The sequence below is a fragment of the Thermoleptolyngbya sp. PKUAC-SCTB121 genome (genome assembly GCF_016919485.1).
Taxonomy (GTDB): Bacteria; Cyanobacteriota; Cyanobacteriia; order Elainellales; family Elainellaceae; genus Thermoleptolyngbya; species Thermoleptolyngbya sichuanensis.
In genome coordinates this window covers 2,373,956-2,392,069 of record NZ_CP070366.1, presented here as the reverse complement: position 1 = coordinate 2,392,069, position 18,114 = coordinate 2,373,956, and the positions used below count along the sequence as shown (strand labels likewise).

The window sequence follows — 18,114 nt, the reverse complement described above, 5'->3', positions numbered from 1 at the left end:
AATGCAGGCAGGATTGCAAAGTCGCAAAACCAGCCTGTAAACCGGCCTATAAACAAGCTTGTGGGCCAACATTAGCCAGTTTGTGAATCAGTTTTGAAAATCACCTAGATAAGTAGACAAGCATTCGCGGATGAGTAATGACAAGCAATGGTGGGCTGCGGGAGCCAATCAGATCAACCGCTGGCTGGTGCAAAACCAACTGCGATCGCTCGATGAGGCCTATCGCGGCGCGCTGCAAATTCAGGAGCTAGAACGTCAATACTTTGGGGGCGATCGCATCGCTTTTCGCGCCGACCTCAGCAAGACGGTGTTTGATTACGTCAAAACAAAGCGCGATCGCCAACTGCTGCGCGTGCGGGCAAACCTCACCCGATTTCGCCTGAGCAGCTTTTTGCAAAATACCGATGTCACCCCCGAATCTGCTGTACCGACTGCTCAGGAACAGCAAATTTTGGAAAAACTGGGCTTTATCGAGCGAGTTATCGGCAAATATCGCGATTTGGACAACATGCTTGATCAAATAGCGGCAGAAGCGGGGGATGAAACAATGGCTGATACGACTATTGCCGCTCCAGAACCCGGCAAGCTGACCAAAGATTTGCGAACTAGCCGCGGTAAAGTCTCTGGGTCCAAACCGCTGCCGCCTATGCACTCTGGCGAAACAGACAGTTCTGACTCAATCCTGAATCGGCTGTCTTCTATCGGTAAGGAATTGAGCAAAGAACTAAGCCCACCCTCGGAGCAGGAAATTGTCACCGAACTGCGCCTGCGCCGCAAGCAAAACCGTATCGCCCTGCGCTGGCTAGCGGTGTTGTTGCTGCTACCCCTGCTGACGCAGGTACTAACCAAAAATTTGATATTTGAACCACTGCTAGGTAGTTACAGCGATCGCCATCCCTCTGCCGTCGAACTCAGCACAGAAATCGAAGAAGAATTTCTCGCCAAATTTAGTGAATATCGAGAAGCCCTAGAAATTCGGCACTTGCTGAAAAACTATCAGCCACCTGTCGCAGAACAATCGCAGGCTCCTTTTTGGCAACGCAACCGCTCCTTTTTCAACCAAGCGATTGAAGATAAAACCCTAATGCGCTCCTCTGCTGATGTGTTGACCGTTGCCTCTAGACGGCCACCGACCGAGCCTGCCCACCAGCTCGATGGGCGATCGCCCGGCATAGCTCCAGGGATGGCCCACGGCAGCCCATCGCGTGGCATCATCGTGACAACTGACCTGCCCAACTTGCCCGAACTCCGCACCGATCTCGAGGAGGAAGCCCGCGAATATGAACGGGCGCTGCAAGAAAAAGCCGTCGAGCTATGGCGCGAAGCCCGCGAAAAGCAGCTTGACGGCCTCAAAAACGTGCTGGCCGACCTAACCTCGATTTTGGTGCTAATGGGGTTGGTCTACTTTGGGCGCGATCGCCTCCGGCTATTGGGCAACTTTACCAACCGCACCTTCCTCACCCTCAGCGACCCCGCGAAAGTGTTCCTGTTTATCCTGGTAACGGATATTTTCGTCGGGTTCCACTCTGCCGAGGGCTGGGAAGTCATCCTCGAAGGCGTGTTTCATCACTTTGGCCTGCCCGAAAGCAAGGTCTTTATCAACGGCTTTATCGCCACAGTGCCCGTGTTTATTGATTCCTGCATCAAGTTCTGGATTTTCTCCTACCTGACGCGCTACTCGCCCTCGGCTTCGGCAATCTACGAGCGGATGAACACGTAGGGAAAAAAGGAAGAACGAAGAAGGAAGAGGTTTCGGTTTTCGTTCTTCTTTGGTGCTAATGGGGTTGGTCTACTTTGGGCGCGATCGCCTCCGGCTATTGGGCAACTTTACCAACCGCACCTTCCTCACCCTCAGCGACCCCGCGAAAGTGTTCCTGTTTATCCTGGTAACGGATATTTTCGTCGGGTTCCACTCTGCCGAGGGCTGGGAAGTCATCCTCGAAGGCGTGTTTCATCACTTTGGCCTGCCCGAAAGCAAGGTCTTTATCAACGGCTTTATCGCCACAGTGCCCGTGTTTATTGATTCCTGCATCAAGTTCTGGATTTTCTCCTACCTGACGCGCTACTCGCCCTCGGCTTCGGCAATCTACGAGCGGATGAACACGTAGGGAAAAAAGGAAGAACGAAGAAGGAAGAGGTTTCGGTTTTCGTTCTTCGATTTTCGTTTTTCTTTTTTTCCCTTTTCCCTTTTCCCTCACCTTACTGGCTCTACCCGCACCTCGACCCGACTCGGATTGCCCCCGGTGATGACAGGATAGGTCTGGGGACTGGTCAGGGCGAGCGCCCCATCGATCAGAACGCGGGCGCGAACGGCGTAGCGGTGATTGTCCTGAATCAGCGCTGGATCGTAGAGAATTTCAAAATTCAGCGGCATCTGTCGCCCGTTGGTGCGAATCGTCTGCTCTGCTAGCACCACAGTAGACGCACTGGCCCGCGTCAGATCCAGCAGTTGCACGCTAAGAATGGCACTGGGTGGGAGGGCGCTGCGCTGGAGCGAGACGACCGCGCCGCTGACGGAGGCCTGGGCCTGGGGGTCGTCGGGGGGCAGTTCGGGCGGTAGATCGGGTGACGATTCCGATGGCAATTCTGGTGTAGCATCCGGCGTAGTCTCTGGGGAAACCTCTGGAGCCGGGGTTTGGGCGATTCGCGAGGCGATCCCTGTGGGAATCGCCACTGTACCAACCAGCAGGCCAAGCAGCGGAGAAACTAGAGACAATCCAACTTGCGGTGGCATCACAGGCATATTGCTCACAGCGCACACTTTAGGGGGCTTTGGGTTGGCATAGTCTATGAAAGATAGACCCAGCCAGTCAAGCTTAGTCCATGCCCCGATGTTAATTTTCCTGGCCAGAGCTATGAATGAAATTGCTGACAGCCCCGCAGACGCTTTGCGGGCAATCCAAAATCTCAAATCCACAATCCAGAATCGATCCGATTGCTGTCCCTAGCAGGCGGAGCTAACCGCAGACGCGCTGGGCGCAGCAGGCACAGACGCAGGCATGGGTTGCAGGCTATAGCCCACCAGGGGCACACCTTTACAAAAGATCCCCAGACGAGGGCGCATTTCAAACGCTGCCTCCGTTCCGGCGTTAAATTCCGTCTCGGTGAGCAGCATTAGCCCATTGGCACCGGGTATGAGTTGGACGGGGGTTTTGCGAGAGCGCGAAACCAGTAGATGGGTGGGTTGGAACATGATGAGAGCCTCGGAGATAGATAGGAGAAAAGATGTCAGCAAAAGATGTCAGAGAGATCAGAAAAAGTCAGCGGACAGGATTGGAATTGTCGAGCATTGGCCCCAGTCTTAGGCGATCGCAACTCGCGAATGAATCGCGAATGAATCACAAGTGAATAGTGAATGAATAACAGTATCTAGCCCTAGCCCAGGCATGACGAGGGTTTTGCAGGTGTGGAATGTTGCCCAAATTGGATGGGTTTCCCGCAGACCGAACCCAGACCGCACCGCGCCACGGACGGTCTACCGCACCCGATTTCTATCCAAAGGGAGGTTTTGTGCCCCCTTTTACTTCAGTACGATTCACAAGGTTGAATAGTTCCGAAAGAGTCCTAGGCCTGGTTGCCTGACACAAGTCCCGAAAGCCCAGAAAATTCGTTGTCTTGGGATCGAAGCCCATAGCTCCTGAGTTGGAGCCGGAGGGCTTGGTCAGAGGAGCTTTTGGGCCAGCGTCCCCTACGAGAAATCAGGGGTTTCCAGAGATGTGTCAGGCAGTCAGGTCCTAGGCAGTGTCTTAAAACTTTCTAAGTCGCTGGTTGCCTTGAGTCGATCCCCCTAAATCCCCCTCATTAAGGGGGACTTTCAGAGTGGTTCGGCTCGGTTCCCCCCCTTGTTAAGGGGGGCTAAGGGGGATCGAAGGGTATTAAAACACGCCCTTGTCCTGCACCTTGACGACCGAAACAGTATCTAGATCTCCAACTCTCTTCCGACTCGCTGGACATCTCGCTGGGCATCTCGCTGGGCATCTCGCTGGGCATCTCGCTGGGCATCGCATTTCAGGGCAAGCAACTCCTTAACCCCCTACTCCTCCGGGTAGATACGGTTATCCTCCCTGCTATCGAGGCGAGAATGCGGATACATTGGAACTACGGAGTACATAAAAATTCATATGCACCAGTATTGGGACTGCATGAACCGCTGAATACTCGCGGCATGTGCTTCTGACGGGGAGCCAGTTGGCAAACCGGGCAAACCTCATTCAAGGTTCTGAGGATGTTTGAGTATTTCACTGAAAAAGCGATCGCTGTGGTGATGGCAGCCCAGGAAGAAGCTCGTCGGCTGGGACACAACTTCGTTGGCACAGAGCAAATCCTGCTGGGGCTACTGCTGGTAAAAGACCACATTGCAGCAGACGTGCTGACCGATTTGGGCGTGACCGTGGAGGCCGCCCGCCACGAGGTCGAAAATATTATTGGGCGCGGGTCTGGCTTCGTACCGCCCGAAATTCCCTTTACCCCCAAGTCAAAACGAGTCTTTGAGCAAGCGTTTCAGGAGTCTCGCCGCCTCGACCAGCGCCATGTGGGGACTGAGCATCTGCTGCTGAGCCTGGCCCAGGAACAGGAAAGCGTCGCTGCAAAGGTGCTAGAAAACCTGGGTGTCAATTTGGATCAACTGCGAACCACGGTGATTCGCGCTGTGGGCGAAGTGGCCGAAGTGCCCGTGGGCAGCACGACCAAGCGCTCCAGCCGCAACAACCGCAAGCCCAAAATGCTGCAAGAGTTTGGCACCAACTTGACAGAGCTAGCCGCCGAGGGCAAGCTCGACCCGATGGTGGGCCGCCAAAAAGAAGTGGAGCGGGTGGTGCAAATTCTCGGTCGCCGCAGCAAGAATAATCCGGTGCTAATTGGGGAGCCAGGTGTGGGCAAAACGGCGATCGCCGAGGGGCTGGCCCAGCGCATCGTGAATCAAGACGTTCCCGACCTGCTGCTAGAGCGCCAGGTGATCAGCCTAGACATGGGCACGCTGCTGGCAGGAACCCGCTTCCGGGGCGACTTTGAAGAACGCCTCAAGCAAATCATGCAGGAGGTGCGCGAGGCAGGAAACGTCATCCTGGTGATCGATGAAATTCATACCCTGGTGGGCGCAGGTTCGCTAGAGGGCGGCATGGACGCGGCCAACCTGCTGAAGCCTGCCTTGGCGCGGGGCGAGTTGCAGTGCATCGGTGCCACTACGCTAGACGAATATCGCAAGCATATCGAGCGGGATGCTGCGCTCGAACGCCGCTTTCAGCCTGTGATGGTAGAACCGCCAACGGTGCTGGAAACGGTGGAGATTTTGCGGGGTCTGCGCCAGCGCTACGAGCAGCATCACAACCTGCTGATTTCGGACGAAGCGCTGGCCGCAGCGGCCGCCCTGAGCGATCGCTACATTACCGATCGCTTCCTGCCGGACAAGGCCATCGACCTGATCGATGAGGCTGGCTCCCGTGTCCGCTTCCGCTATTCGGCCCAGGCTCCTACGCGGGAGCTGAAGCAGGAGCTACGCCGCGTCCTCGCTGAGAAAAACGCCGCTGTGCAAGAGCAGGACTTTGACAAAGCCACCCAACTGCGCGATCGCCAGCGCGAGCTAGAGGCACAGATCAGGGGGCAGGGTGCAGGAGTCCGGGATCAGGCGGTGGGGATGATTGAACCCTCCTCTCTTCCTGGTTCCCCTGCTCTTCCTGCCCCCTCGCCAACGGTCACTGCCGAGGATATTGCCCAGGTGGTCGAATCCTGGACAGGCGTTCCGGTAAACAAGCTGACGGAATCGGAATCTATCTCGCTGCTGCATCTGGAGGAACGGCTGCACGAGCGAGTCATTGGGCAAGATGAGGCGGTGAAGGCCGCAGCACGGGCCATCCGGCGATCGCGCGTGGGGCTGAAGGATCTGGATCGGCCCATTGCCAGCCTGTTCTTCTCTGGGCCGACAGGCGTGGGCAAGACAGAGCTAACCAAGGCGCTGGCGGCGGCCATCTTCGGGTCAGAGGAGGCGATGATCCGACTGGATATGTCGGAATTTATGGAGCCGCATACGGTGTCGAAGCTGGTCGGTTCGCCCCCAGGCTACGTGGGCTACGACGAAGGCGGTCAACTGACGGAAGCCGTCCGCCGCAAGCCCTATACGGTGGTGCTGTTCGATGAAATCGAAAAGGCCCATCCCGACGTATTCAACATCCTGCTGCAACTGCTGGAAGACGGTCGCCTGACGGATTCTAAGGGGCGCACGGTCAGCTTTAAGAACACGCTGATCATCTTCACCTCCAACATCGGTTCTCGCGCCATCCAAAAAAGCGGCAGCGGGCTGGGCTTTGATCTGGGCGAAGGCGACTCGCAGTATACCCGGATGCGCGATCGCATCAACGACGAGCTAAAGCAGTCCTTCCGCCCTGAGTTGCTGAACCGATTGGACGAAATCATCGTCTTCCGCCCGCTCACTCGCGACGAGGTGACGCAGGTGGCCGACCTGATGATCCGCGAGGTGAATCAGCGTCTCAGCGAACAGGGCATGGCGCTCATCGTCACCGATGCCGTCAAAGAACGGCTGCTGGCGGAGGGCTATGACCCTGCCTACGGAGCGCGACCCATGCGCCGAGCCGTCACCCGCCTGCTGGAGGACGCGCTGGCGGAGGGAATGCTGACGGGCGAAATCCGCGCAGGCGACACAGCTATTGTTGATCTGGACGACGACGGACAGATCCGCGTTCGCCGCCAGGATGTGCCAGTGCTGCAATCCGTCAATTAAGTCCGTTAATTAAGTTAATTAAGTTAATTAACTTAATTAAAAGGCATTGCTCCCGCAGGGCCGACTCCACTTGTCGCCTCTCATGCGGGAGCAATTGTCCGGACTATTGACTGCAAGGAGCGTATGCACTGAAACTGAGCGCCAAAATATCGAAATGATAAGGCGTGATTTCGGCGATTTCTTTTAGTGATTTCTTTTGGCGATCTGTCGAGTCATCGTCTAAGCTATGCTCAGTATTTAACGATAGTGCTGGAATTAACCTTGCTGAAGCTGAAATTGATGGTGTTGAAGCGTTTTCCTCTCTTGGCTCTGCCGTTTGTGTTGGGTGCAGGGTTTTGGGCGCGTCCGGCGATCGCCCAGGCGTTGATTCCCCATGTGCCCCAGTTGGACTATGCCCGCATGGAGCAGCAGGGGCTGAGTCTGGCGCAGGAAGCGGCGCAACTCGCGCAGTTTCAGCAGTATGAACTGGCGCTGATTCGGGCGCAGTTGGCGACGCAGCTTGTGCCGCAAAATGGGCAGGTGTGGGCGCTGCTGGGCAGTCTGTATCTGCAAGTGGGCCAGGGCGACAAGGCGATCGCCCCCCTACTCAAGGCTGAGTCCCTTAGCCGAGAAGACCCGGCGATCTTGTTTGCCCTGGGCACGGCCTATTTTCGCGCCGAGAACTATGCCCGCTCCGCCGAATACCTGCGAAAAGGGCTGGCGCTGAAGGCAGACGAACCCGGTGCCTGGTTTGACCTGGGCAATGCCTACTATATGCAAAAGCGCTACGCCGACGCGATCGAGAGCTACGAAAAGTCGGTCGAGCTTCAGGAAGATTTTTGGCCGTCCATCAACAACATCGGGCTGGTGCTGTATGAAATGGGCGACATCGACGGGGCGCTGGAAAAATGGCGCGAGGCGATCGCCATCGACGGAACGCAAGCCGAGCCGCAACTCGCGGTCGCTGTGGCGCTGTTTGTGCAGGGCAAGCAGGAAGAAGCGCTGGCGATGGGCGAAGCCGCCCTCAACCTGGACGATCGCTACGCCGAGATCGACTTTTTGCGGGAAAACCTGTGGGGCGATCGCCTGATTGAGCAAACCCGACGATTCCTCCAGCTTCCCCGGATGCGCGAGACGCTGGCGCAGATTCGGCAGTCGGGAGGTTAGGGCGACGGAGAGGGAAAAGAGGGAAGAACGAAGAGGGAAGAACGAAGAACGAAGAGAGTCCGTTTTTCGTTCTTCATTTTTCGTTCTTCGTTCTTCATTTTTTCGCCTCTCCCCCATCACCCCACCCTCGGCCGCTGAGCGGGTCTGGGAAATAGCGTGCGGAGCGTGCGATCGCGCCCATGTAGCATTTCGTAGAAGAAGAACGACACACCCGCAAAGCCCTGCTGCCGAACGGCAAAGACCTGCTGGCGGATTACCTCTGGGCGGGCAGGACGATCTTTGAGTCCGGCTAGGATGCCAATGGCAACGGGGATGTGGCTCCGGGCTTCGACGATTTCGGGGCGGCTGAGTTCGGCTGCAAAGCTGGACAGGTTATCCCGATAGATTTGAATGATCAGTTCTTCTACATAGCCGCGCCGCTCCCAGGTCTTCCAGTCTTGCAGATAGTGGCGATAGGCGTAGTCCTGGGTGTTGGGCGACAGGGCCACCAGGCAGTCGGGGCGGTAGGATTTCACGGTTTCAAACAGGCGCACCATGATGGCAGAGATGCGGCTGGCTCGCCAACGTGTCCACTCAGCATCGTAGGGATTGGCGGGCGGCGACTGGCCCTGATGCTCCTGCTGGTAGAGCCGGATGGTGTAGGGGTCATAGCCCAGTTCGGCGGGCAGCCCAAAGTGATCGTCCAGTTGCAGCCCATCGATTTCATAGTTGGCGGCGAGTTCGGCAATTAAGCTCAAGATGAATTCCTGCACCTGCGGATGGAATGGGTTCATCCAGACGCGGGGCCAGATCCCTTCCATGACCACCTGAGAGCCGTCGCGCCGCTGCGTCAGCCAGTCGGGATGCCGTCGCGCCAGTTCCGAATCTGCCGGGGCCATAAAGCCAAACTCGAACCAGGGAACCACGGCCATGCCCAGGCGATGTCCCTGCTGCACGGCTTCAGCGAGCATATCGCGTTGCTGCAACCCGGAGTGGGGGTCTACCCGTCGCCCAATGACGCGCTCGGCCGTGGCGCTGGGATACAGCGTGTAGCCCCAGTTCCAGACAGTGGGATAGATCGTGTTGAAGTGGAGGCGGGAAAGGCGGCGGAGTCCCTCCGAGAGGCGATCGCTCGAAAACAGCACATCGCTGTCGATGTTAGTAAGCCAAACGCCCCGCAGTTCCGTGGTGGGCAGCGCAGCCTGGGCCATCCCGCCCAGCGGCAAGTGAAGCAGCATAGACAGCGCCAGGCCCAGCGCGGTTAGCCTCGTGCGCCAGGAGCGAAACGTCCGCCGTTGAAAAGCTGTGAAAACGCTGGCAGGAAAGACCGAAAAAGGAGTTGATTGCAGGAAAGCGGAGTAGAACTGTCGAAATTTCACGATTTGTCGTGGGATTGACTTTCTTGATTGGCTTTGCAGATAGATTTTAGGATTTCTCTACTCAAACAGAAGTTCCCACGACAAGTTGCCCCTTTCAGCACAAACATCCTCTAGGGGGTAATCAGGGCGGCAATCTGAGCGATCCGCCGACCGCACCTGCTGCGCTGTTTCTCAGTTTCACCGCCGATCGCCAAGTCGGAGGGGGTTTGGGGGACGCGCTTCAATCCCCCAAGCGGGGATTTTTGGGAAAAGCATCCCCCAAGGATTGCTGGCTTGGAAAGCGCTACCTGCCGCAGAACCCCGCCCCACAAAAAGCCGCCTCTGCGAATGCGGGAGCGGCAAGTTCATACAAATGTACTAGAATCAAATTACTCTTGGGGCAGCAGCGACATGATTTGCTCAACAAACCGCTGGTGATCCACCACGGGCTTGGAGATATAGTCGTCGGCTCCGCTCTGCTTCAGGAAATTCTCGCGATCGCCCTCCATCGCATGAGCCGTAACCAGGATAATCGGCAAATCCGCCGTTTTGGGATCAGCCTTCAGCATTTGGGTAATCTTAATGCCGTCCACGGGCTTGCCTTGATAGACGCTGTGCGACAGCGACACGTCCATCAAAATGATGTCCGCCGCTCGCGCCGTGGCAATCTCCATGACCTCATCCACATTCTCGGTATGGCGAACTTCTAGCCCGCCCCGCTTGGTCAAAATCTTGGAAAAGACACGAGCGTTAATTAAATCGTCTTCAACAATTAGAACGGTCTTCATACCAATTGTCTAACTCCCCGTTATTCACCCTTACCCAAAAGCATGAAATATCTCCTACCCCAGCAGTTAAGGAAACATGATGAAGAACTATAAAAGAGTGATAAAACCTGAACATAGCATCTCACAAAGCATTTCACAAAAGTCTAGCTGGCAATGATGGCGATCGCCCCGTCTTCCCATCCCCCTCGGTTAATTCGCTCCAGCAGATTCCCCCATCGCCCCCAAGCCTGCGCTCTACTTGCAGATTCTCTGCAATTCAGTAATGCTGCTGATAAATGCGAAATTAGCGCTATGGTTGGGTTTCGGGCATCGCTTACGCCCCTGTTCTCTCGCTCGTTTCACCTGCCTTTTAGTCCTTAAACACGCTCATGGCTAGACAGCTCAACCTCTCCGCCGGCCAAGTGGTGGCCACAGCGCTGCATACCGAAGTGCAGCAATCCTATCTCGAATACGCGATGAGCGTCATCGTGGGGCGGGCGCTGCCGGACGTGCGCGACGGGCTAAAGCCTGTGCATCGCCGCATCCTCTACGCCATGCACGAACTGGGACTAACGCCCGATCGCCCCTTCCGCAAGTGCGCCCGCGTGGTGGGGGACGTACTGGGTAAATATCACCCCCACGGCGACCAGGCGGTGTATGACGCGCTGGTGCGGATGGTGCAGGATTTTTCCAGTCGCTATCCGCTACTGGGCGGCCACGGCAACTTTGGCTCCGTAGACGACGACCCGCCCGCCGCCATGCGCTACACCGAAACGCGCCTTGCCGCTATCAGCCACGAGGCGCTGCTGACGGAAATTGGCGAAGCCACGGTCGATTTCATCCCCAACTTCGACAACTCGCAGCAGGAACCCGTCGTGCTGCCAGCCCAGTTGCCGACGCTGCTGCTGAATGGGTCGTCTGGCATCGCCGTGGGCATGGCGACCAACATCCCGCCCCATAACCTGGGCGAAGTGGTGGACGGGCTAGTGGCGCTGATCGACAACCCCGACCTGCCCGATGACCAGCTTTTTGCGCTGATTCCTGGCCCCGACTTTCCCACAGGCGGCGAAATCGTGGGCACGGAGGGAATCCGCGATGCCTACACCACCGGGCGCGGCAGCATCGCCATGCGCGGCATTGCCCAGTTTGAAGAAATTCAGCCGGGACGGGGTCGCCATCGCCGCACCGCCATCGTCGTCACAGAACTGCCCTTCCAAGTCAACAAAGCCGCCTGGATCGAGAAAATTGCCGATTTGGTGAACCAGACGCGGATCGAGGGCATTCAAGACATTCGCGACGAGAGCGATCGCGACGGGATGCGCGTGGTCATTGAACTCAAGCGCGAAGCCAACCCCCAGCGGGTGCTGAACCAGCTTTATAAGATGACCCCACTGCAAAGCAACTTTGGCGCAATTTTTCTGGCGCTGGCCGACGGGCAACCGCGCCAGATGCCGCTGCGGGAGCTATTGCAACAGTTCCTCGCCTTCCGCGAAGAAACCCTCACCCGCCAATACAGCTATGAGCTAGACAAGGCAGAAAGCCACATTCACATCCTAGAAGGGCTGCTGCGGGCGCTGGCAAATTTGGATCGGGTGATTGAAATTTTGCGAAACGCGCCCGACGGCGGCGCGGCCAAGATCCAGTTTCGAGAAGAGTTCGACTTTAGCGATCGCCAGTGTGATGCCATCCTCTCTATGCCGCTGCGTCGCCTCACCGGGCTAGAACAGCAAAAACTCCAGACCGAGTACGACGAAACCGCCGCCCGAATGCAGGAACTCCGCACCCTCCTGAGCAACCGCCGGGAGCTGATGAAATCTCTGAAAAAAGACCTGCGGACCCTCAAGAAAAAGTTTGCCGACCCGCGCCGCACCCGCCTGCAAACCGAAACCGAGCGGGCCGAGGAAGCCGAAACCCTGGCCGAAATTGCTGAAGAAGTGATTGAGGAAGAAGTGGTGCTGGAGTTTACCCAGCGCGGCTACGTGCGCCGCTTCACACCCAAAGCCTTTGAGCGTCAGCAGGCTAAACAAGAAGACACTCCGCCCAAAACGCTGATCGACAGCGAAGACCCCGCCCTGCAAACCGAGTCGGCCCTGACCACCCAAGAATTGCTCGTGCTGACTCGCAGCGGCAAGGCCTACACGCTTAAGGTGGGCGATATTCCCCCCACCTCGCGCCAGTCGCGAGGAACGCCCTTGGTGACGCTGCTGCCGCCGGGAGCGCAGACCGGAGACGATGCGATTGTGGCGCAGTTTGTGCTGGCTCCAGAGTTTTTGGAAAGCCTAGATTTGGTGATGCTGACGGCCCAGGGGCGGATCAAGCGGGTGCCGCTGGCGGAGTTTACGAACCTAACTGGGCGAGGGCTGACGGCCCTGAAGCTGAAAGACGGCGACACGCTGCAAATCGCGCTGCTGGCGGCTGAGGGCGAACAGCTTGTGCTAGCGACCGCAGGCGGACGGATGCTGCGGTTTGAAATCAACGAAGACCAGCTTCCGGTGCAAAGCCGCACTGCACAAGGCTTGCAGGCTATTCGCTTGGGCAAGCAGGAAACCCTGGCGGGCTGCGTTGCGCTGACGGCGGACGACGAGATCCTGCTGATTTCGCGCCAGGGCATGGGCAAGCGGCTGCCCGTGCGGAGCCTGCGTCTGGCGAATCGTGGGGACTTGGGTCAGGCGCTCCAGTTTGTGGCCAAGACGGATGCGGTGGTGGGGCTGGTGCCGGCCTACGACGGGACGATGGTAACTGTGCTGACCAGTGGCGATCGCCTCGCCCGCCTTCCTGCCGAGTCCTTCCCCAGCGGCACGACGAGCGGCGAAAAACTGCTCAAGCTTGCCAAAACCGAGTCCATTACTACCCTCATTCCCGCCCTCTTGCCCGGCGAAGATGAGACTGAAGAGGCTCAGGATGAGCAATAGTTTTTCTCTTTCTCAAATTCCAGCCGCAGCAACCCACAGCGTGCCCTGATTTGTGCCCTGATTTGATGTTTTTGTGCCGAGAGTGTAATCGTAAAAACACCCAATTACAGCGGGCGATCGCCCTCGTTTCCAAGAAAGTTCTCTAATTTTGTCGATGGCCTGTAAAGTGCTGCTTCTTACACTAGAAGACTCAAACCTTTCAACTCACCCAATATATCGGTTCACCCAATCCGTTCCCTGAATGTTTTCTCCCAACCAATCGCAAATAAGGGTCTTATTCCCAGCGCTAGTTTTTGATAGACGCTGCGTCGAGACCGACAGCCCCAAAATGACGGTCGAAGCGGCTTAAGAGGGACGTTCACCCGACAGCTACTCGGTAACGTTTGCAGATATAATTCGATTTTCGAATGGCTCAGGGTGAAGTTCTCCTTCTAGTGTGCCATCAGGCGCTCCGGCATCCCGGCAACTAAGTCTAGCTGCTCCGAGTTTTCTCTATTTTCAATTACTAAGCAAGCAACGATTTGCCATCCTTGGTTGGCACCAATCGCTGCATTTATAGCATCAGCCATAGTTTGACTAGGGACATGAACCCTGAACAGTCTCTTCCGCCTCCAGAGTCTGGCGACGCTGTTACGGGTTTTCCCATCCGTCCGTCCATCTACGATGAGCGCATCGGAAACCCAGCCGCCAGGCCACTCACCGATCTTGAAGCAAACCCCGTCTTGCAAGTCCTCTTTGGGCTGTCTTTTGACGCAGTGCTGGCGTTTGACGATGCGGGTTATTGTCGGGCTGCCAACCCAGCGGCCAGCAATCTTCTGGCATTGCCTGTGGACGCGCTGTGTCAGCGGCGACTCCAGGATTTTGTGCCGCTAGAGTACCAGTCTGAGGCTGCTTGGGCACACTTTTTGCGCGATCGCCAACAGTCTGGACAAACGCTAATTCTAAAAGCCGACGGCCGCTTGCGCTGGGTCGCCTATCGGGCGATCGCCGCCGGCCTTGCTCCAGATCTTCACCTGACAATTTTGCGAGATCTGGGCGATGCCCATGATTCTGAAAACGACCCTGAACGAGAGGCTAACAAAGAGGCTGACAAAGGGGCTAACAAAGAGGCTGAAAACCTGGAGGGGCGATCGCTGGCTGACATGCAGCAGACCCTCGCAACCGAACAGCAGGCAATTGAGCGAGAGCGCTTCATCACCCGGCTAGCACAAACCATCCGCCAGTCGCTCGATTTGCAGACCATGCTACACGCCACAGTGGAACAGGTGCGACACTTCCTCAAGGTGGATCGGGTGCTGATCTACCAGTTTCAGCCCGACTGGAGCGGCAAAGTCGTCGCCGAGTCGGTCGCCCGCGACCCTTTATCACTGCTCGATCGAGTCATCGAAGATCCCTGCTTCGCGGCATCCTTGTCCCTCCCCGACTCGCATCCCTACGTGAGTGGTCGCATCCATCGCGTCAACGATGTGCAGCGTGATGATTTGTCGGACTGCTATCGAGAGATGTTGACCCAGCTTCAGGTGCAGGCGGTGCTGATCATTCCCATCGTCGTACAAGATCGGCTGTGGGGACTGCTGGTGTCTCACCATTGCACCGCGCCGCACCAGTGGGATGCCCTCAGCGAAGACCTGCTGCAACAGCTCAGCACCCAACTGGCGATTGGCATTTCCCAAGCCGAACTGTATCGACAAACCCAACAGCAAGCCCAAAAAGAACAGCTTGTGAACCAGCTTGTCCAAGCTGTTCGCAATTCTCTGGATTTGCAAACGGTTTTCGCCAACGCCACGACTGCAATCGGGGAAATGCTGCGGCTCGACCGGGCGGAACTGGTGCGCTATCAGCCTGAACAAGGCTGCTGGATCAACGTATGCAGCTATCGCAACCGCCCAGAATTGCCTGATGCCAACGGGGTGGTCATTCCCGATGAAGGCAATCCAATCGCAGCCGGGCTAAAGCAACTCCAAGTCATGCACGTAAGCAGTTTGGCCGATGAACCCGACCCCATTAGTCAATCCTTTGCGGAGCATTTTCCAGGTGCGTGGATGCTGGTTCCGATTCCCCGAATTAGCATAGCCGAAACGGAGGCGGCAGAGCGGCGGGTTTGGGGGTCGCTATCGCTGAACTATCAGCAACCGTCGCGGCAGTGGCAAAGCTGGGAGTTGGAAACGGTGCAGGCGGTGGTTGATCAATTGGCGATCGCCATTCAGCAGTTGAGCCTGTATCAGTCGGTGCAGCGGCTAAATGATGATTTAGAACATCAGGTCGCCCATCGCACTGCCCAATTGCAGCAGGCGCTAGAGTTCGAGGCACTGCTAAAGCGAATTACTGACAAAGTGCGCGACAGCCTGGACGAAGCCCAGATTTTGCAGGGCGTGGTGGAGGAGGTTGGGCAAGGATTGCCCGGTATCTTGTGTTGCCGGACTGCAACCTACAGTCCTGACCTGCAAAGCAGCATCATCAGCTATGAGTACACGACCTGGCTGCCCAGCGCCGAGGGGCAGGCCGTGCTGTTTTCCGACAAGCCAGATCTGTATCGACAATTGCTGGCGGGACTGCCTTTTCAGTTTTGCCAAATGGCTCCTGATCCCTTGCCCCAAGTGCAAGAATCTCTGGCAGTTCTAGCATTTCCGGTGTTTGACGATCAGGGGATTTTGGGCGATATCTGGCTATTTCGAGAGCGCCAGCAGTGGTTTAACGATGCGGAGATTCGCCTAGTGCAGCAGGTCGCAACGCAATGTGCGATTGCCATCCGGCAGGCCCGACTTTATTACACATCGCTGTCTCAGGTCGAAGAGCTAGAGCGGCTCAATCGCCTGAAGGACGACTTTCTCAGCACGGTGTCCCATGAGCTACGCACCCCCATTGCAGGCATCAAGATGTCGATTCAGCTTTTGGAAATTCACCTGAATCGGCTGGGCATTTTGGGCGATTCGCGAAGCGATCCCTACGGGAATCGCAGCAACCCCATTACGCGCTACTTCCAAATCTTGCAAGACGAGTGCCAGCGCGAATCAGACCTGATCAACAACCTGCTTGACCTGTCGCATCTTGATGCCGAGGTCGATCCGCTGCTGCCTAGCGAAATCCGCCTCGATCTCTGGGTGCCGCACATCGCCGAAGCGTTTATCGAGCAGACCCGCGACAATCAGCAGCAGTTGTTCATTAACGTTGCAGCAAACCTGCCCCCGCTCATCACCGACTCGTCCTACCTGGAGCGCATCTTGACGGAACTGCTGACCAACGCCTGCAAGTATACCCCCGCTGGAGAGCGCATCACCGTCGAAGCCAGACCGTGGAACCGATCGCGCAACCACCATCAGAGTGGCCAATCTTTCGCCGACCCAACCGAGCCAGCCTACCCCAACGCGCCTACCCTCTTCCAAATCTGCGTTACCAACACAGGAGTTGAAATCCCTGAAGCAGAGCGCGATCGCATTTTTGAGCGGTTTTATCGCATTCCCAGCAACGATCCCTGGCGCTATGGCGGCACAGGACTGGGGCTGGCGCTGGTCAAGCGGCTGGTAGAACGACTGGGCGGGGCGATCGCCGTTGAAAGCAGCCACACCGAAGACAGCCGGGGAGAAACCTGCTTTACCGTTACGCTGCCCAGCTTGGAGTTGACCTCAGGAGAGCGCTAGGGAGCGGGGGCAAGGACGAGGAGCTTTCTGAAGCATTTCTGAAGCATTTCTCGTCATCGCCTTATCCGCTTGTTTCCCATCAACCAGCCACCCGTATCGGCCCGTCCACGCTGCCTGTAAAAAACTGCCGCATGGCTGGATTGTCCGTCGTGTCGATCTCCTCCACTCGCCCTTCCCACTGCACTTTGCCCTCATGCAGAAAAACGATGCGGTCAGCAGTGCGGCGAATGGTGCTGTGCTGGTGGGTCACAATGGCGTAGGTGGTGCAGCCATCCTCAGTGCATTGCAGCTTGCGGATCAGGTCTTCAATTACGGTGGAGGCGATTGGGTCTAGCCCGGCAGTTGGTTCGTCATAGAGCAGCAGTTCAGGATTATCCGCCGGATTGTCGGGGTTTTTTAGGATAGCGCGGGCAAAGCTAACCCGCTGGCGCATCCCGCCAGAGAGTTCCGACGGATAGCGATCGCCCGTTCCTGGCAACCCCACCATTTCCAGCACCCGCTCCACCTGCTGACGAATTTGGTGACGCGGCAACCGAGAGTGCTGATACAGCAAAAAGCCAACGTTTTCATCCACCGTCAGCGAATCGAACAGGGCCGCCCGCTGAAACACCATACCCACGCCAAAGGGATCTTTACCCTCGTCTACCAGCCCCGTGCGGCGCTGCCCTTTCAGATAAATCTCGCCTGCATCCGGCGCAATCAGCCCCGCAATCAGGCGAAGGATGGTTGATTTTCCAGTGCCCGAAGGACCGATGATGCCCACTGCCTCATTGGGGTAAATGGCTAAATCCACTTCGTCTAGCACGATGCGATCGCCAAAGGCCTTGCTCACACCGCGCAATTCAATCAACGGTTCGCCCATGCTTTGCGCCTGTGTGCTTGCTTCCAGTGTGCCTTCCCCCAGGGTGCTTGCTTCCAGTGTGTCTGCTTCCAGTGTGCTTGCTTCCAGCGTGCCTTCCCCCGGTGTAACTGCTTCCAGTGTGCCCTCTTCTTGCATCCGCACGTTCGCTTCGTACATATATCCCGCCGACTAGTATCCCGCCGACTAGTATCCCGCCGACTAGTATCCCGCCGACTAGCATCCTACCAACTGGCATCCCTCCGGCTACCCAAATGATAAGACCAGTCTCGCAAAGCCGCAGTAGTTGCAGAGTGAAAGGGGCTATCCGCCCCAGGCACGCGAAGGCTGGCTCTTTCAAACAATCAACCGTGGATTCGATCGAGATAGGCTAATATCCTTGCAGCGGAAGTAGACCAAATTTGACCCTGAACAACAGTGGCGTAAGCAGTGGCGTAAGCAGGAACATGCAAGTAGGAAAGTGTAAGCAGGAACGTGCAGGTAGGAATATGCAATCACGGGGAAGCTTCCGAAACTTCATCACGAATTCATCAAGACTTTACACAAGCGCATCCCACAGTCCTAGTTTATGACTAGTTTGATGGGTAACTAAGATGGGTGACTAAGATGGGTGACATTGCAGCGTCATCCGGTTACGACTTCACTTGTGAAATGCCACGCGGCTAGAGCATTATCAGAGCGTGATAAGGTTTGCAAAGCCCAGTCCGATTTCCAGAGTATAA

The 18,114-nt window shown here is 56.7% G+C and carries 11 protein-coding genes; 6 read left to right on the top strand and 5 right to left on the bottom strand.

What is annotated here, in order from left to right; genetic code table 11:
- Positions 1–130: 130 nt before the first annotated feature.
- Positions 131–1,720, top strand: coding sequence for a hypothetical protein (locus tag JTM80_RS10045; RefSeq protein WP_205371108.1), 1,590 nt, complete (start codon positions 131–133; stop codon positions 1,718–1,720).
- Positions 1,721–1,778: 58 nt separating this feature from the next.
- A complete protein-coding gene (locus tag JTM80_RS10040; RefSeq protein WP_205371107.1) occupies positions 1,779–2,108 on the top strand; it encodes a hypothetical protein in 330 nt (109 codons plus the stop codon).
- 86 nt (positions 2,109–2,194) lie between these two features.
- Here JTM80_RS10040 and JTM80_RS10035 read toward each other — a convergent pair whose 3' ends face one another.
- Both JTM80_RS10035 and JTM80_RS10030 read right to left on the bottom strand, forming a co-directional pair.
- Entirely contained in the window at positions 2,195–2,716 is a 522-nt protein-coding gene (locus tag JTM80_RS10035) for a YbaY family lipoprotein (protein ID WP_205371106.1), read from the bottom strand.
- A gap of 228 nt (positions 2,717–2,944) precedes the next feature.
- Positions 2,945–3,193, bottom strand: a complete 249-nt coding sequence (locus tag JTM80_RS10030) for a hypothetical protein (RefSeq protein WP_205371105.1) — start codon at positions 3,191–3,193, stop codon at positions 2,945–2,947.
- A gap of 1,032 nt (positions 3,194–4,225) precedes the next feature.
- On the opposite strand from JTM80_RS10030, the gene JTM80_RS10025 reads away from it, so the two are divergent.
- Positions 4,226–6,733: an ATP-dependent Clp protease ATP-binding subunit gene (locus JTM80_RS10025; RefSeq protein WP_205371104.1), complete on the top strand. Its 2,508-nt coding sequence runs from the start codon at positions 4,226–4,228 to the stop codon at positions 6,731–6,733.
- A 282-nt stretch (positions 6,734–7,015) separates the two neighbouring features.
- Positions 7,016–7,879 carry a tetratricopeptide repeat protein gene (locus JTM80_RS10020; RefSeq protein WP_172359079.1) on the top strand — a complete coding sequence of 288 codons (864 nt, stop codon included), beginning with the start codon at positions 7,016–7,018 and terminating at the stop codon, positions 7,877–7,879.
- A gap of 116 nt (positions 7,880–7,995) precedes the next feature.
- On the opposite strand, the gene JTM80_RS10015 is transcribed toward JTM80_RS10020, so the two are convergent.
- Positions 7,996–9,096 (bottom strand): glycoside hydrolase family 10 protein, encoded by a 1,101-nt coding sequence (locus JTM80_RS10015; protein WP_172359080.1) that lies wholly within the window; start codon positions 9,094–9,096, stop codon positions 7,996–7,998.
- 509 nt (positions 9,097–9,605) lie between these two features.
- Positions 9,606–10,004, bottom strand: coding sequence for a response regulator (locus tag JTM80_RS10010; protein WP_172358233.1), 399 nt, complete (start codon positions 10,002–10,004; stop codon positions 9,606–9,608).
- 368 nt (positions 10,005–10,372) lie between these two features.
- On the opposite strand from JTM80_RS10010, the gene gyrA reads away from it, so the two are divergent.
- Positions 10,373–12,895 (top strand): DNA gyrase subunit A, encoded by a 2,523-nt coding sequence (gene gyrA, locus JTM80_RS10005; protein ID WP_172358234.1) that lies wholly within the window; start codon positions 10,373–10,375, stop codon positions 12,893–12,895.
- Between the two features lie 584 nt (positions 12,896–13,479).
- Positions 13,480–16,533 carry a GAF domain-containing protein gene (locus JTM80_RS10000; RefSeq protein ID WP_205371102.1) on the top strand — a complete coding sequence of 1,018 codons (3,054 nt, stop codon included), beginning with the start codon at positions 13,480–13,482 and terminating at the stop codon, positions 16,531–16,533.
- A gap of 79 nt (positions 16,534–16,612) precedes the next feature.
- Here JTM80_RS10000 and JTM80_RS09995 read toward each other — a convergent pair whose 3' ends face one another.
- Positions 16,613–17,395, bottom strand: a complete 783-nt coding sequence (locus JTM80_RS09995; RefSeq protein ID WP_172359081.1) for an ABC transporter ATP-binding protein — start codon at positions 17,393–17,395, stop codon at positions 16,613–16,615.
- Between the last annotated feature and the right edge of the window lie 719 nt (positions 17,396–18,114).

Bases quoted from the DNA above. Each gene is read 5' to 3' on its own strand.
- JTM80_RS10045 (WP_205371108.1), top strand. From the start codon at position 131: ATGAGTAATGACAAGCAATGGTGGGCTGCGGGAGCCAATCAGATCAAC.
- JTM80_RS10040 (WP_205371107.1), top strand. From the start codon at position 1,779: ATGGGGTTGGTCTACTTTGGGCGCGATCGCCTCCGGCTATTGGGCAAC.
- JTM80_RS10030 (WP_205371105.1), bottom strand. From the start codon at position 3,193: ATGTTCCAACCCACCCATCTACTGGTTTCGCGCTCTCGCAAAACCCCC.
- JTM80_RS10025 (WP_205371104.1), top strand. From the start codon at position 4,226: ATGTTTGAGTATTTCACTGAAAAAGCGATCGCTGTGGTGATGGCAGCC.
- JTM80_RS10015 (WP_172359080.1), bottom strand. From the start codon at position 9,096: ATGCTGCTTCACTTGCCGCTGGGCGGGATGGCCCAGGCTGCGCTGCCC.
- JTM80_RS10010 (WP_172358233.1), bottom strand. From the start codon at position 10,004: ATGAAGACCGTTCTAATTGTTGAAGACGATTTAATTAACGCTCGTGTC.
- gyrA (WP_172358234.1), top strand. From the start codon at position 10,373: ATGGCTAGACAGCTCAACCTCTCCGCCGGCCAAGTGGTGGCCACAGCG.
- JTM80_RS10000 (WP_205371102.1), top strand. From the start codon at position 13,480: ATGAACCCTGAACAGTCTCTTCCGCCTCCAGAGTCTGGCGACGCTGTT.
- JTM80_RS09995 (WP_172359081.1), bottom strand. From the start codon at position 17,395: ATGGGCGAACCGTTGATTGAATTGCGCGGTGTGAGCAAGGCCTTTGGC.